The organism is Pseudoflavonifractor sp. 60, from assembly GCF_009911645.1.
In the GTDB taxonomy this organism is placed as follows: domain Bacteria; phylum Bacillota; class Clostridia; order Oscillospirales; family Oscillospiraceae; genus Lawsonibacter.
The window spans coordinates 1-15923 of the sequence record NZ_QWKI01000014.1; the positions used below are offsets into that span (position 1 = coordinate 1).

At 60.4% G+C, this 15923-nt stretch carries 13 protein-coding genes and 1 pseudogene; 2 read left to right on the forward strand and 12 right to left on the reverse strand.

The window, feature by feature from the left end; genetic code table 11:
* The 7 genes and pseudogenes from D1646_RS01905 to D1646_RS01935 all read right to left on the reverse strand — a co-directional run.
* A pseudogene (locus tag D1646_RS01905) lies at positions 1–1134 on the reverse strand (hypothetical protein); the annotation flags it as partial.
* Between the two features lie 638 nt (positions 1135–1772).
* Positions 1773–2678, reverse strand: coding sequence for a hemerythrin domain-containing protein (locus D1646_RS01910; RefSeq protein ID WP_160634809.1), 906 nt, complete (start codon positions 2676–2678; stop codon positions 1773–1775).
* Between the two features lie 320 nt (positions 2679–2998).
* Entirely contained in the window at positions 2999–3919 is a 921-nt protein-coding gene (locus D1646_RS01915) for a dihydrodipicolinate synthase family protein (protein WP_160634810.1), read from the reverse strand.
* Positions 3920–3930: 11 nt separating this feature from the next.
* Positions 3931–4389 (reverse strand): YhcH/YjgK/YiaL family protein, encoded by a 459-nt coding sequence (locus tag D1646_RS01920; protein ID WP_160634811.1) that lies wholly within the window; start codon positions 4387–4389, stop codon positions 3931–3933.
* Positions 4390–4393: 4 nt separating this feature from the next.
* Entirely contained in the window at positions 4394–5326 is a 933-nt protein-coding gene (locus D1646_RS01925) for a carbohydrate ABC transporter permease (RefSeq protein WP_160634812.1), read from the reverse strand.
* A 12-nt stretch (positions 5327–5338) separates the two neighbouring features.
* The gene (locus D1646_RS01930; RefSeq protein ID WP_160634821.1) at positions 5339–6241 is read right to left on the reverse strand and encodes a sugar ABC transporter permease; all 903 of its coding nucleotides are present in this window, start codon (positions 6239–6241) and stop codon (positions 5339–5341) included.
* A gap of 132 nt (positions 6242–6373) precedes the next feature.
* Positions 6374–7750, reverse strand: a complete 1377-nt coding sequence (locus D1646_RS01935; protein WP_160634813.1) for an extracellular solute-binding protein — start codon at positions 7748–7750, stop codon at positions 6374–6376.
* Positions 7751–8042: 292 nt separating this feature from the next.
* Here D1646_RS01935 and D1646_RS01940 point away from each other — a divergent pair, with 292 nt between their 5' ends.
* Positions 8043–8696, forward strand: coding sequence for a GDSL-type esterase/lipase family protein (locus tag D1646_RS01940; RefSeq protein ID WP_160634814.1), 654 nt, complete (start codon positions 8043–8045; stop codon positions 8694–8696).
* 59 nt (positions 8697–8755) lie between these two features.
* Here D1646_RS01940 and D1646_RS01945 read toward each other — a convergent pair whose 3' ends face one another.
* The 5 genes from D1646_RS01945 to D1646_RS01965 form a co-directional block, all read right to left on the reverse strand.
* Positions 8756–9391, reverse strand: a complete 636-nt coding sequence (locus D1646_RS01945) for a YesL family protein (RefSeq protein WP_160634815.1) — start codon at positions 9389–9391, stop codon at positions 8756–8758.
* A gap of 10 nt (positions 9392–9401) precedes the next feature.
* Positions 9402–10256 (reverse strand): MurR/RpiR family transcriptional regulator, encoded by an 855-nt coding sequence (locus tag D1646_RS23615; protein WP_160634816.1) that lies wholly within the window; start codon positions 10254–10256, stop codon positions 9402–9404.
* Positions 10257–10280: 24 nt separating this feature from the next.
* Positions 10281–11486 (reverse strand): AGE family epimerase/isomerase, encoded by a 1206-nt coding sequence (locus D1646_RS01955; protein WP_160634817.1) that lies wholly within the window; start codon positions 11484–11486, stop codon positions 10281–10283.
* A gap of 15 nt (positions 11487–11501) precedes the next feature.
* Entirely contained in the window at positions 11502–12881 is a 1380-nt protein-coding gene (locus D1646_RS01960; protein WP_160634818.1) for an ROK family protein, read from the reverse strand.
* Between the two features lie 146 nt (positions 12882–13027).
* A complete protein-coding gene (locus tag D1646_RS01965) occupies positions 13028–13684 on the reverse strand; it encodes a YdcF family protein (RefSeq protein ID WP_160634819.1) in 657 nt (218 codons plus the stop codon).
* A 207-nt stretch (positions 13685–13891) separates the two neighbouring features.
* Between D1646_RS01965 and D1646_RS01970 the strand changes: the two genes are divergently transcribed.
* A complete protein-coding gene (locus D1646_RS01970) occupies positions 13892–15754 on the forward strand; it encodes an LTA synthase family protein (protein WP_160634820.1) in 1863 nt (620 codons plus the stop codon).
* Positions 15755–15923 lie beyond the last annotated feature (169 nt).

Sequence of the window (15923 nt, forward strand, 5' to 3'; positions counted from 1 at the left end):
GGTGACCTTACTGGTGTCCCGTGCCAGGACAGCGGCGGCGTCCTCCAGGGTGCGGGCGCTGCTCAGGTCGGACTTGGTGAACACCAGGATGGGCGCGCCCTCATAATCTGCATACAGGTCGTGACCGGGCGCGACATTTTCCTTGGTGTACCAGAAGAGGTGCATATAGTTCTTGGGATTCTCTTCCGCCAGCAGATGCTGGATCCACTCCACCATCTCCTTGTTGGTGGTCTGCTGGTGTACGCCGTCACGGGTCGTACGGTCCCGGTTGGTGAAGTAGGCACTGGTCAGGATATCGTCATCTGCGTCAGACCAGGTCTTGCCGAAGACCTTCTCCCAGAGCTCGTCGCTCTGCAGGCGAACAACATTGAAGCCTGGAGAGGCGTTGGGATTCTGCTCAAAGCCTCCGCCGGCCAGCTTGCCGGGGTAGGCGTCAATGGTCACGCCTGTGGCGGCCTTCGCCTCAGAGAACCAGATGTTTTTGTCCACAGTGTAGTAGCCATTGCCGCTGGACAGATAGTTATAGCTGCCCACAGGCAGGTCCGCAAAGACATAGCTGGTAATCCCATTCTCGGTGGTGACAGAGGTGGGATTCACTCTGTGCTCGTTATCGAAGCGATTGTAATTAATGGTGTCGTACAACTCCACCTTCACATCGGAGGGCGCGGTCAGCACCAGCGTGTTAGGGCCGACGGTGACGGCGCGCTCCACTTCGAAAACAGAGGACTCCTCAGCCTCGGGGTCATCGGCGGACTCGCCGTCCTCAGGGGTACCGGCAGGCTCGCCCTCCTCAGGGGTACCAGCGGACTCGCCCTCCTCGGGGGTATCAGCGGGTTCGCCCTCCTCAGGGGTGTCGGCAGGCTCGCCCTCCTCAGGGGTGTCGGCAGGCTCGCCCTCCTCAGGGGTGTCAGCGGGCTCGCCCTCCTCAGGGGTACCGGCGGGCTCACCCTCTTCAGGGGTACCGGCGGGCTCGCCCTCCTCAGGGGTTGTCTCAGGGGTAACCTCCACAATCGAGGGGGCCTCAGGCGCGCTTCCCTCCTCTGTGAGAGCGGAGGCAGGAATTGTAATACAGCCCAAAATCATGACCGCCGTTAAAAGAGCACTCAGAAGTCTTTTGCCTTTTACTTTTGCCATTCTTTTCACCTTTCTCTTCAATATTCGTAACCCACGTTTTCAGCGATTGTAACCCATCCCCCCTTGCTGTCATCCATTTGACATGAACTTTAAGACATACAAACAGGCAATTCTCTCTGCCCTCTCCCCCACACTGGACCAATATTCCAGTACAGGCAGTTCATGCTTGTACCCTTGTCATGCCATTTCGGAGCATATGATGTTTCAATACCAATGTTCTCCCATTGGCGCGCTTTTCTGGGACCTGGCAGGACCTTGCATATACCCTCCTTTTTATGTTCTTTGGCGCCCGCAGCAGGGTGGGAGGGCTGTCCGCTTTGCACATTTTAGCCGGACAAGCCCCAGCTTCTGCCCCGGAACTTTGTGTATATTATAACACAAAGGTCAGAAACTGGATAGTTCCTGTTTCATATAGCCGATATCTCAAATAGTTTTAACGGAAAAATATATTGACTTTGCACAATGGCTTTATGCTGCGAGGAAAGGCCCGCCCTCACAGCGGCAGACCGAAGGAAAAATCCAGCCTTCTCCCAGGAAAAGGCTGGATTGATTGCAACAAGCGGGTTACGATCGATGAAGTCCCTTCACCTCGGGCACTTCTATGGCAGTGGAAGTAAAAAAGCCGCACTTCTAATGCGTCAAGCAGCCGGAGCTTGGGGCGGCAGGTCCTGGTCAATACAGATGGCAAAGCTCTCCTGCTCCACATGGAACAGCAGGCTGTACTGGGGAGACTGGTCCTGGAATCGCTCCAGAAACTCCTCGTGGGTCAAAAAGCACCCCTTCTCCAGCCGGAATTCATCGGGATGCTTTCCAAAGTACACCGCCGCCCGCTGAATCAGGTTCTGCGCAATCTCCTGCATGGCAAAGCTGACGATCTCATTCTTCTCATAGAAGTCCATCCCCAGCATCAGGCCCGCCGCGTGAAGCAGCATCTCCTGTCCCATGACCAGTATGACCCGCAGCCGGTTTTCCTCCGCCGCACGATAGGTCAGCTCATAGCATTGCTCGTGCAAAATAACATCCTTGATGGAAAATCTGCCGGAATATTGGATGGGGCACCCCAATATCTCCTGGAGCGGGGCTGTAATGACCGCTTGGATCACAGACATCTCGTCATCCAAACCCATGGGCGCCGGCTCGCCGGTCCCATCCTTGATGATCGCCCGGTCCTCAATCATAATGTGGCCCGTCAGCCACCCGGTACACACTCCAATAAACCGCTGCACCATTTCAGTGGAAAAATCCGACTCATAGAGCATTCGTTCCAGCTCCGGCAGCGTCTCATACCGCATTTTGTCGTGGAGGCTTTTGTGGGCCAGGTAGCCGGAATATCCAATTTTCCGCATATAGGCTTCCTCCTCCGCAAAATGCTTGAGGGTGTAAGCCTTAAAATACTTAATTCCTTCTACACAGGCAAATTTATCCTCATGCCGCTCCACATATAGATCCGTCATCTTTTGGACAATGGAAAAGAGTCTGTGGTGGGCCTGATCTATCATCTCCACACCAATATTAAATCGATCCCGCCATTGAATTTGCCGCATAATATTTCCCTTCTCATCTGTCGCCCTCTGGATTTCAGGCGGCAAGGGCCTACTTCGCACACTGCTCTGACACTGCGGCAGGGCGTTCCGCCTGCGGCGGTCATGGCAGGCGCGGAGGATCAACATATTAATGATACAGCAGCTGCTGTCCACATTCCGGAAGCTCAGCCGCCCAGGGATGGGAGTCCGCCCTCCCCCATTGCGCGGCTCACTCCATCATATGCGCAAGCGCCTGCCGATGCTCTTCCAGACGGCGAGGGCAAAAAAACAGAGCAAGCTGGATACAGCTTGCTCTGGTGTGGAAATTGGGGGCTTTATTTTTATGAATTGGTCAGACAATAGCGGGAGATTGCCGCCTGAATCATCTCGTATGCCTCCTTGACGGCAGACCGGTCGCCCTCCTCCAGCTCCAGCAGAGGCGCTCGGACGCTGCCCACGTCAGGCCCGCCCTGAAGCCGGATGATCTCCTTAATCACGGCGTACATATTGCCCTGGGCGGAGCACATTTTGTAGATAATGCGGCAGCACTCATTTTGGACCTCCCGGCCCTTCTCCAGCTCGCCCGCCTGGAAGCAGCGGAGGATCTCCAGGTACAGCTCCGGCATTGCGGCGTAGGTCCCGCCGATTCCGCCCCCCGCCCCGGCCGCCAGGCCAGACAGCAGCTGCTCATCCGGGCCGTTGAAGACGAACGCGCCCTCATCCCGCCACATCTGAATGTCCTGCACTGGCATGGAGGAGTTCTTAACCCCAATCACTCGGGGATTTTTCATCATCTCCTGGAGCAGGGGCACCGACAGGGTCACTCCGGCCAGCTGCGGAATGTTGTAGATGACAAAATCTGTGTTGGGGGCGGCGGCAGAAATATCATTCCAGTACTTGGCAATGCCCTTGGGGGGCAGGTGGAAGTAGATGGGCGGGATAGCGGCAATGGCGTCAACCCCCAGGCTCTCGGCATGGGCGGCCAGCTCCTGGCTGTCGGCGGTGTTGTTGCAGGCCACGTGGGCGATAATGGTCAGCTTGCCCCCCACCTCAGCCATAACGTTCTCCAGGGTCAGCTTCCGCTCCGCCGCGCTCTGATAGATGCACTCCCCGGAGGAGCCGCCTACATACAGGCCCTTCACACCCTTGTCCAGCAGGTACCTGGCCAGAGCCCGGACAGCGCCGCCGTCCACCTTGCCCTCCTTGTCATAGCAGGCGTAGAAGGCGGGGATAATGCCCTGATATTTGGAAAAATCTTTCATGTTTGCTCACCTCAATCTTCAATGATCCGTACTTTAAAAACCACCTTGGTCACCGTTTCCGGGGCGTCCAGCTGCATTTTGATGCGGTGGGCGTCGTTGGGGAAGACCACCAGAAAATCTCCGGGGGACAGGGTCAGCCTGTAGTGGGCCGGGCCCCGGTAGGCGTAAAAATCGTTGGCTTCCACCCGGTCAAACTCCTCCAGCTCCCTTGGCGGGGCGATTTCAACCCCCTCGAAGCCGTCGGTCATGATGTGGATATCCAGATACTTTTTGTGGGCCTCGAAAAAGCTCTCCTCCTCCGGGACCGTCTCGTAGGTGAAGCGGGTCACGTACACGTCGCTCCCCTTCAGCTCGGTGCGCTCATAGCCCACGCCCGCCAAAAACTCCGGGGTGATGTGCGCCAGAGCCAGGTCCAGGTTGGGATGGATGCCCCGGTAGGCCAGGGCGTCAATATTCTTTGCATAAATCATAAGTTTAACCCTTTACCGCGCCCATGGCAATACCCTGGGTGAAATATTTCTGGAAAATCAGGAACACCGTGATAATGGGGATGGATGCCATCGCCGCACCCGCCATCAGCAGGCCGGTATCGGTGGAGGTCTCCGCCTGGAGGGTGGATATACCCATGGAGATGGTGTAGACGCTGTTGGAGTCCAGCATGACCAGCTGCATGAAGTAGTCATTCCAGCAGTTGATAAAGGTGAAGATGGACAGCGCGCCGATGCCCGGCTTAATCATGGGCATGACCACGGTGGAAAAGGTCTTCAGCTCGCTGGCGCCGTCAATGCGGGAGGCCTCCAAAATCTCTCCCGGGATACCCTCGGAGAACTGCTTCATCAGGAACACGCCGAAGGGCCAGCCCACCGTGGGGAAGATGACCGCCCACAGGCTGCCGTACAGCTTCAGGCCAGACATCTCCTTCAGCAGGGGGATCAGGATAACCTGTTTGGGCAGGGCCATTGCGCACACGATGAGGGAGAACACCAGGGCCCGGCCATTGAACCGCTTCTTGGCCAGGGCATAGCCCGCCATAGCGGCGGTGACGCAGGTGATAATCATGGCTGCCACCGCCATAAACACCGCGTTGATCAGCCACCGGAAGGCGGCGGGGGCGGTGGGACCCACCGACCAGTAGAGCAGCCGGCCGTCCTTGGTGAACCAGTTGCTGAAGGGGATGGCCAGCTCCCACAGGGGGGCGCTGCGCTTGTCAAAGAGGTTTTTAAAGTTGGTGGTCACCCACTCGGTGGGCCACCAGATCACCTTGGTAGCGTTGTTGATATCGGCGCTGCTCTTAAAGGCGCCGGTAATGATCCAGTACAGCGGGAAGGCGAACAGGAACGCCAGGATGACCAGGATAATCACGGAAAAGACCTTGTAGGCCCGGCTGCTGCCGCTTTGAATTTTCATACCAGCACCTCCTTACTTCTCTTTTGCCAGCTTGAACTGGATAGCGGACAGGATCCCAATGAAGATGGCCAGCATCACGCCCATGGCGTTGGCATAGCCGAAGTGGCCCGCCTGCTCGGTCAGCTTGAAGGCGGTCCAGTAGATATGGTACATTACCGTATTGGTGCCCTGGCCGCCCTTGGTCAGCAGCTGGATCAGGGCGAAGCACTGGAAGGAGTTGATGGTGGTGATGACCAGGATGTACAGAGTTGTGGGCATCATCTGGGGCCACTTCACCTTCCAGAACACCTGGAGGTCGTTGGCGCCGTCCACCTCTGCGGCCTCAATGAGGGTCTGGTCCACGTTGCCCAGGGCAGAGACGTACAGGACGATGGGCTGGCCCACAGATGTGGTGAACAGGATCAGGATGATACAGCCCAGGGCATATTTGGGGTCGCCCAGCCAGTTGATCCGGCCGTCGATGAGTCCCAGCCCCTTGGGGCCAATGACAAAGTTGAGCACGCCATAGTAGTTGTGGTAGATCCAGGCCCACACCACGGTAACGGCCACTGAGCCGGTGACCACAGGCAGGTAGAAGATGCAGCGGAAGGCGGACAGGACGGGGCCCTTCAGCTGGTAGATAGCAGAGGACACCCACAGGGAGAAGACGCACACCGTGGGCACGCTGACCAGCACGATAACAAAGGTGTTTTTCAGCGCGTCCAGATAGGTGGGGTCCTGCCACAGGCGGACAAAGTTGTCCAGACCGATGAAGTTGCCGCCAATCAGCCCCGGGTCGTGCATGTTTGTATTCGTCAGGCTGGTGAGGATACAGACGATCATGGGGAATACCACAAATCCAAGGAAGAAGATCAGGCTGGGCAGCATGAACAGATAGCCGGCGATGTTTTCCCGCCGCTGCAGCGCCCGGCTCATGGTCGGTTTCGATTGTCTTGCCAAGCTCAACACTCCTTTACAAGAACCCAAGTATAAAACACGCCCCTCTCCCGCCCTCGCGGGAGAGGGGCGCATAAACCCTTATCTCTTTTACAGCCTATGTTATGATGGTCAGCCCGCAGTCAGAGCGTTGGCGGCGGCCACGTGGTTGGCCACGGAGTCGGCGATATTCTGGCCGTTGCCCACCTCCTGGAGCATGGTCCACCACTCGGTACGAGCGCCGGCCCAGCCCGCGGTGATCTGATAGTAGTCGCCCAGGTTGGGGAGGATGACCTTGTTGTAGTCGGTCATAATGGCGTTGTCCGCAAAGATGTTGGACAGGTCGGTGCCCTCGGCGGCGCTGCGGGCGGCGAAGAAGTTGGAGACCTTGGCGGCCTCGGCGGCGTGCTCAGAGTCGCACATCCACTTGACAAACTCCTTGGCTGCATCGATCCGGGCCTGGTCGCCGTTGTTGAAGATACCCAGACCCCAGATACCGCCCTGGAGAACAGGGGTCCCATCGGGAGAGGGGAAGTTCATGCAGACGATCTCCTGGCCGCTGATGGTCTTACCGGCGCCGGTGCCGGCAGCGGCGGGATCCAGCTGCTGGGCGATGTTCCAGCAGAAAGCCATATCCAGGATCTCCTGATACATCAGTTTCAGCTCGTCGCCGCCCTCAAGGGAGGCGTCAAAGGCGATGCCCTTCATGCTCTTCAGCTGCTCCAGAGCCTTGATGTTGTTGGGGTCGTCCCAGGTGTACTGGGTGTGCTCGGCGTTGGTGAAGGTGCCGCCGTACATGTTGTTGATCAGCGCCCGGGTACCCTGGTCGCCGCTCTGGCCCTTGCAGTACACAGCGGCCACGGTGTCGTTCTTCTTGGCGTACAGGGCCTCCACCGCCTTGATAAAGTCGTCGGTGGTCCAGGTGTGGGTGTCCAGGTTCAGGTACTGGTCAGCCCCCGCCGCCTTGAAGGCGTCCAGATTGACGGCCATGCAGTGGGCGGTGATGAACATGGGGTACTGATAGATCTTGCCGTCGGCGCTGGTACAGGCGGCCAGAGCGGCGGCGTTGATCTCGCTGCGGTCGGTGTCGTCGATCATGTCAGACAGGTCCACCATGTAGCCGTTGGCGCCCCAGTTGGCCACCAGACGCTCGGGGCCCTCCATAATCAGGTCGGGGGCGTTTTTGGCGGTCAGGGCGGTGTTCACCTTGTCGTCGCCGTCGGCGTAGGCCAGCCACTCCAGATTGACCTTGATGCCGGTGGCGGCGGTGAACTCGTCGATCAGGGGCTGGACGGCCTTCTCATCCTGCCAGCCGCCCACGGGATAGATCCACGCGGTGATGGTGGTGCCGTCGGCAGGCGCGGGGTCGCTCTGGCCGCCCTGGGCGCTGCTCTGGCCGCCCGTATTGGGGGTACTCTGGCCGCCGCCCTGGTTGCCGCCTCCGCAGGCCGCAAGGGACAGGAGCATGACCATCGCCAGCGCCGCCGACACAAGTTTCTTCATCTTCATTGCGTTTCCTCCTTTAATTTCACAAAAAATAGTTGCTGCAAGGCCGGGGATAGTGTATAAATTATACAAGAGAACAGGCGGTCTGTCAATCAAAATCGAAATTATTTTCAGAAAATATCCAACTTTAGTGGAATCAACAAAAATAATTTCGATTTTTGTGGATTTTGCACTTATAAATTGAAAAATTTCCTCGGGATTTGCCTTGACAAACAAAAAAATCCTGTTACTCTTAAAGATACTATATGGGGCGATCCCATCCGAGATGAGCCCAATTGGAAAGGACACAACCGATATGAAAAAGCACATTCTCTGTCTGGGCGACTCAAACACCCACGGCTACTGCGCCGACCCCGCCGACTGCGCCGACGGGGGCATCCGCTTCAACGAGGAGGAGCGGTGGACCTGCCTGCTCCAGAAAGCCCTGGGGGAGGGGGTCCTGGTCACGGAGGAGGGTCTGTCCGGCCGGACCACCGTCTTCCCCGACCCCCTGCATGAGACCATGGACGCCCTGAGCGTGATCTACTCCCTGCTGAAGAGCCATGAGGTCATCGACCTGCTCATCATTATGCTGGGCACCAACGACACTAAGGAGCGGCTGGGGGCCAACGCCTCCTGCATCGGCATCGGCATGGAGCGGCTGGTGCGCAAGGCCCAGAGCGTGGACTGCTGGGGGGACCGCGCCCCCAATATCCTCATCGTCTGTCCGCCCCCCATCCGCCCGGAGATGGAGGCGGCGGAGTGCGGCCAGCCCATGGGGAGGGGCTGCCTGGAAAAATCCCGGGAGCTGCCCAGGTACTATCAGAAGACCGCTCAGCTGGTGGGCGTCCATTTCCTGGATGCGGCGGACTGTGAATTTAACGCCGTGGATGGAATGCACCTGACCCGGAGGGGCCACGGCCAGTTGGCAGAGCTGCTTGCCCGGACCGTACCGGAGCTGCTGCACTGACCCTCTCCCAATCTGCAAAAACGCGGCCAGGACGGCGCCTCCGTTCTGGCCGCGCTGTTTTATTCTGTCTCCTCCTTCGCCGCCAGTTCCGGCACGTACCTGGCAAAAATCCGCTCGGTAAACAGGGATACCAGCAGCATGGCCACCACAGGCAGGAACACCACCGGCCACCACCGGTTCAGGCAGAATACGGCGCTCTGGCCGGTGAGCAGCACGATCACCACGGTACTGGGCAGGTGGGCAATGGTCAGCTGAAAGGCGGTGCGGAACAGGTCCCGCACACGGTACTCAAACCGGCCCAACAGGGGGAACAGCCAGCACAGGACTCCCGCCGGAAGGACCAGCGCAAAGTAGTAGGCCACATACAGGACGTAGGCCACGCCCCCCAGCCGCGTCCCATACCAGAGGACGATTTTATATCCCGCCAGAAGCATCAGAAACAGGGGGAGCACAATGAGGGTTGCCCCCAGACCGACCCTGAAGTTGGTCCGGAAGGAGCGCAAATACTCTCCAAAGGCGCCGCTCTCCCGGCCCCGGACGCACTTCACCACCGTATAGTACAGCGCCGCCGTGGCTGGTCCGGCAGTCACCACCGGCAGGCACAGGAATATCCACAGAACGGACAGTCCCACCACATCTGTCAGGGTGCTCATCCAGGCCCATATTCCCTTTTCCGGGTTAAAAAACTCGCCCACTGCAATCTCCTCACACACACTTCCGGGTCAGCGCCTTGCCCACCGACTGGCGGTTGCGCTCCGCCTGGTCCGGATCCCGGCGGATGAACTCGCTTAAAAGCACCTCCACCACGTAGAGCTGCGCCATCAGGGCCGCCGAGGAGCCAAACTGGAAGGGCTGCTCGTTGGGGCCGCACAGCAGAACGGTGTCGGCGTAGGCGCTGGCCGGGGAGTTGAGATACCGGGTCACCAGGATCAGCTTGGCCCCCCGGCCCCGGATGATCTCCGCCGCCTCCAGCGCCTCGTGGGTCGCCCCGGAGTAGGAGAAGTAGATCACCACATCCTCCTTGGACAGGGTCGACAGCACCACCGCCTGCATATGGGAATCCTGAATGGTCTTGAACTTGGAGGAGGTGGTGGAGAACTGGGCCCAGGCCGCCAGCGCCACCACCGAGTGGTTGCCCTGACCCAGGCAGACCACCTGTCCCGCGCCCCGGAGCAGGTCCACCGCCCGGGCCACCGCAGGGGCGGACAGCATATGATAGGAGTTGTTCAGCTCCTCCTGCACGGTGTGGAGCACCTTGCCCATCACCGTACTCAGGCTGTCCCCCGGCAGGATCTCCCCCGCCAGCTGGCTTTTATTTGCGCCGTCGGGCAGGGCCGCCCGGGCCAGCTCCAGCTTGAAATCGTTGAATCCGGCCAGCTTCAGCTTCCGGCAGAAGAGGGACACCGTGGACACCGCCACCTCGCACTCCGCGCTCAGGTCGGTAATGCTGATGTATTGGGTCTCCTTCTGGTGCTCCAGCACATAATCCACGATTTTTCGCTCTGACCGGGTGAGGTTGTCGTACTCCTGCATCATCTGGGCCAGGATGTTCTTTGCCACATCGCACCTCCAGTCCAATCTCTCTCAGGGACGGGCCAGGAGCTCTGAGATCATCCCGTCCACCAGGATCATGCTTCGGGGCATATGGAAGGGCCCCTTAAAGGTGCTGCCCTTGGTGCTGGGCTGGGTGGGCAGGCCGTCCCGACGGAGATAGCCGTACCACTCGCCGTACTCCGGGTCGGCGAAGTGGGCCTTGCAGTAGTCCGCCGTCCGGTAGAACCAGTCCAGATACTTCTCCTCCCCAGTATCCCGGTAGAGCATCATGGAGGCAATCAGGATCTCGTTGTGGGGCCACCACAGCTTCATGTCGTGCTCGTAGGCCTCGGGGGGCTTGCCCAGGCAGTCGGTGAAGTAGAGCAGTCCGCCGTACTCCTCGTCCCAGCCGGCGGCGATGGCCCAGTCAAACATCTGGGCCGCCTGTTTCACCAGCTCCCCGTCCCCGGTGCGCCGGGCGTGCTCCAGCAGGAACCACACCCCCTCGATGTCGTGGCCGGGATTGACGGTGCGGCCCTTGGTGTAGTACAGCCGGGGGGTCCCGTCCACGTCCACGTTCTCCAGGGTACACTTCAGCTCCGGCTTCACGTGGTACTTGAAAATGTCTTCCACACACTGCCGGGCCCGCTCCTCATAGAGCTCCCTGCGCTCCGGGTCGGTGCGCAGCATCACGCCGGTAACATTGAGGATGATCATGGGGGTCCCAAAGGCCCGGCCGCTGCGGGTCTCGGGGATGGTCTTGGGCCCCATGCCCACCGGGTCGGGCTTCCCCTGGCTCAGGTCCCAGTACAGGTCGTAGCACTGCCGAGCCCGCTCCAGCCGGGCTCTCTCCCCGGTCACGCCGTAGTACTCCGCGTTGGCAATGGCACAGAAGGCCTCAGAGAAGTAGTACCGCCGCTGGCGCAGGGGCTTTCCCGCGGCGGTAACGGTGAAATACATCCGGTCGCCGTGCTGGCGGTTGAAGCAGTGAGCCTCCATAAAGTCCAGACAGCTCCTGGAGGCCTCCAGCCACTCCTGCTTCACCCCGTAGGTGCTGCACAAAAAGGCGAAGATCCAGCCGCACCTGCCCTGCATCCACACGCTCTTGTCGGTGGAGTAAATTTCTCCCTTCCGGTCCAGGCAGGTATATACCCCGCCGTGCTCCCGGTCCATGCCGTGCTCCAGCCAGAAGGCGGCGGAGCGGTCCAGCTCAGCCCTGACCCAGGCCTGGGCGCCCTGCAATTTTTGACGGTCCATAGCGCTCCTCTTTTCTTATTTGATTTCCGGCAGGCTGGCGGCAGCCATAGACTGGCCCACCCGGCGGAACTTCTCGTCGGGCAGCTCGGGAAGCATTTTGCCCGCCGTCTCGGGGTACTCGTCGGCCAGCACCTGCTTGGCGGTATCCAGAATCAGGTCGCCCCCCTTGCCGCTCATCACCCGGCCCAGCAGCAGCACGTGGCGGCAGCCGTAGAGCTCATAGTAGTAGGCCAGGGTGTGGCCCAGATAGACGCCGATGGACTCATACACCTGGGCGGCCCGGGGGTCGTCCTCTGCCATCAGCTTCTGAACGGCCTTCAGCTTCTCGGCGGGGGAGGCGCTCTCATCCAGCTGGATGCCCGCCCGGGGGGCCAGCTTGATAACCCCGTCCTGGGAGAAGTACTTCACCCCGCAGCCGATGTCACCTGACCACTCGTCCCGCATAGCGTCGGGGTTGGCGTCCACCGGGACAAAGGCCAGCTCATTGAGCCAGCCGGTGATCCGGCCCTCCTCGTCCACATAGCCCACCGCCTCGCTGGTGCCCATGGCGATGCCCAGCACGCTGTTGTCGTTCAGGCTCATGGCCCCGGCCAGGGCGGAGACGTCGCCGTCGTTGATGACGCAGTAGGGCACGCCGCCGAAGGTGTCGTGAATGGCGCGGATATAGATATCCTTCACCTTTTCGTCGTAAATTTCCTTGGGGACCTTTAAAAACAGGGAGGCGTTCATGGTCCGGTTATTGATGAACACGCCTGCGGAGGACACGCCCACCGCGTCAACCCGGGGCATATGCTCTGCGGCGGATTTCAGGGCGGCCACGATGCCGCTGTAGTGGTAGTCGGGGTCGGCGTTGGTCTTGGGGAACCAGACCACCTCCTCGGAATAGACGGTCTCCCCGTCGATGACAGCGGACACCTTCCGGTCGGAGCCGCCGGCGTCAAAGCCGATGCGGCAGCCGCCCAGGTGGCCGCCAATGGCCTTGGGGGCGTCCTTCGCCTCGGGGATCTCGTCCACTGGCACCACCTGGAAAGGGTGTTCGAAGACGTTGGCCATGTAGTCCCAGTCAAACTCCTGCTGGCCTCCGGCACAGTAGACGGAGCGCAGGTAGTCGCAGACGCCCTGGTCTCCGCTGACATAGACCTTGAACCCGCCCTTCATCCACAGGAGAGTTTTTACAATCCGCTCAATGTAGTAGTGGTCTGCCTCCTCCATCTCGGGTGTCCCGTGAATGAAGGTGCGGCAGGCGGCCATCTGACCGTCGGCCCGCTCCACGGCGATCCCCACCGGCTTTTTAGCCCCCTCCAGGAAGGCGCGGTTGAACCGCATCAGGGGAATAAAATCAGGGTCCAGTGCGGGAATATGTTTCAACTCCACGTTGATGCCAAATCTGTTCATAGTGACTACTCCTTTTTCCGGTAAAATTTGTGTACGTGGGGACATTGCCGCAGGGAAAGTGTATCACAGACTTGTGCAATATGCAACCCTGTTTTCAGATGTTGAGGCCAAATATGGACGTTTTTTATAGTTTTGCGTAAGATAAATCAGATTTCCCGGATCACATACCGGTCATAGCCGTCTCCGGCCAGCCGCTGGAAGGCCGCCCAGATTTCATCCGGGACCTCCACGGCGGCCTGAAACCGCCCGGCGTAGACCCGCAGGCGCTGGAGGTCCCCCACCATCAGGTTCAGCACGGTGTCCAGCTCGTTCCCCTGGGCCAGATACCCATCGAGGCCGGTCTGGACGCACACCGCCCCCCAGCGCACCTCCGGCCACTGCATCGCGCCAGTCGCCAAGGCCCGTCTGACCATGTAGGGCTTGCAGGCGATGACGCCGGTGCGGGGCGCAATCCCCCGCCGCTCCAGCAGCGCTTTGCTGAACTGAAAATTCTCGCCGGAGTTGGCCGCCCGGTCCTCCACCAGGATACATTCCGCCGGAACCCCCAGCGCCTGGCACCGCTCCGCGTACAGGACACCCTCAGGCCGGTGAAACAGCGCCGCCGTGTCCTTGCCAAATCCGCCGCTGCACACCAGCCACCGGGCAGACCGCTGGAAAAAGGCCTGCGCTGCAACGTCGGCGACCCCCAGGTCCTGGCTCCCCATGGCCAACACAAGCTCTGCCGGCTCCAATGGGGTCTGGGTATGGGAGAGGAAGTCAAATAACGCCTGCGCGTCTCTCAAAATCTCCTCCATAGCTCTCATGCTCCCGCCTCCTTTCCTTTATAAACATATTATATCATGAATGTCCCGCCGGAACAAGGACCCGGCAGAACGCCGGCCTGGACATCCCTGTTACCTCCTCCGAATTTCTTCGAAATTTGTAGAACTTTCCCCTTTCTAATCGGTTCCTTCCGTGCTATACTGGACCCAATTCTCAGGCGTCCGCCTGTACGATTAGAGGTCTGCTCTATGAGCCATGCTGTTCCTCTCCCCAAATGGCCGGCCCGTCCCCCCTGGACGGCGCACCCCCTCTGGCGGGCCGCCGCCCTCATCGGATTGGGGCTGTGGGCCGGACTGCTGCCGCTGATGCTGGGGGCCTGCGCTGATCCCAAACTCCCCTTTGCCGCGCTGTTTCCCGCCTACTTCGCCAATCCGCTGGTACTGCTGCTCAACCTTCTGCCGCCGGTGCTGCTGGTCTGGGCCTTCGCCCTGCTGTCCCGGCGGGCCTGGGTTGGATTTTTGGCCGGCTATCTCCCCCTTCTGGTGCTGTCCCTCATCAACTATTTCAAGATCCGTCTGCGCTCCGACCCCCTCCTGGTCTCCGACCTGAGCCTGGCGGCAGAGGCGGGGAACATCGTCAAAAAATACACCCTGGACCTCACCCCGGCGGCGGCGCTGGCGGTGGTGCTCCTGCCCGCTGGGCTGGTGCTCGCCAGGCTCCTGGTGCCGGACATCGCCCTCAAGGGGCCGGAGCGGCGGTTTGCCGGGACCTCCTGTCTGGCGCTGCTGGCGGTGGCCGTCTTCTCGGTGTACGCCAGCCCCCAGGTCTATGAGCGCACCGCCCCCGCCCTGGAAATTGACCGCTGGTCCCCCACCGACAACTATGTGGCCCGGGGCTTCCTCTACCCCTTTCTTCACAGCGCCTTTCCCGCCTCCTCCAGCCTGGTCTCCTTCCCCGTGACCCTGGAGGAGGACGACGACATTCCGGAGGAGCGAAAGGTCACGGTGATGGGCATTATGCTGGAGGCCTTCTGTGACCTGACCGACTTTGATGCCCTGGCTGCCCAGGACGTGGTGGCGGAGATCTACGCCCCCTGGCACCAGTGGGAGGCCCGCTCCGTCTCCGGGAATCTGCTCACCAACGTCTTCGCCGGGGGGACCATCGACACAGAGCGGCAGTTCCTCACCGGCCTCACCGGCTCCATCGAGTTTGAGGGGAATGTGAACTCCTACGTCTGGTATCTGCGGGGGCAGGGCTACCAGACCTTCGGCAGCCACCCCAGCCACGCCTGGTTCTACCGCCGGCAGGACGTGAACCGCTACATGGGCTTTGAGGACTACTGGTTTGGTAACGGCTACTATGAGAAGTGGGTTGACCCCGAGGAAGCCACCTGGGCCTCCTCAGGCTCGGACTGGATCCTGGTCCAGGAGCTGGCCGCCCAGCTGAAGGAGCGGGTCCAGGACGGCCCCTGCTTCTCCTTCTCCGTCACCGCCCAGAACCACGGCCCCTACCCGGAGGATTTGACCGAGGGGGAGTGCTACCTGACCCCTGAGTCCTCCGGCCTGGACCAGAAGACCTGCAACATTTTCAACAACTACCTGATGGGCGTCTCACAAACCATCCAGGATATGCTCTGGCTGGCCCGGCAGGTCGAGGCGATGGAGGAACCGGTGGTGATGGTCCTCTTCGGCGACCACAAGCCCTGGGGCGGCAACGGGGCCTCCGCCTACCACGCCATCGGGGTTGACTTCAATCTGTCGGACCCCCGGGGCTTCTGCGACCAGTACGCAACGCCCTACCTCATCTGGGCCAACTCCGCCGCCAAGGCCCAGCTGGGTAAGGAGTTTGTGGGCAGCGGCGGCGACTTCTCCCCCTGCTTTTTAATGAATCAGCTCTTTGACCTGTGCGGCTGGCAGGGCCCCGGCTATATGCAGCTGTCCCGGCAGGTCCAGGCGGCAACTCCCCTGCTCCACACCCTGGGCCTGTTTTGGCAGGACGGCGAACTGACCGACCAGCTCAGCCCCCGGGCCGCCGGGCTGGTGTCCGCCTTCCTGTCCGCCCAGGAGGAGCGGAGGGACTTCGACCCGGAGGCCCTCCTGTCCGCTGGCTAATCCCCGCAAAACAGCCCGCCTCCCATGGGCATGGGAGGCGGGCTGCTGCTTTCATTCAGGACCTTTCGCAGGGGCCGGCGCCCCTGTTCCCCCGTCCCGCCCGCAGGCGGCCTGGCCCCTTTGAAAAGGGGCTCCGCGAAGCGGTGGGGATTGATTTGCTGGCATTACT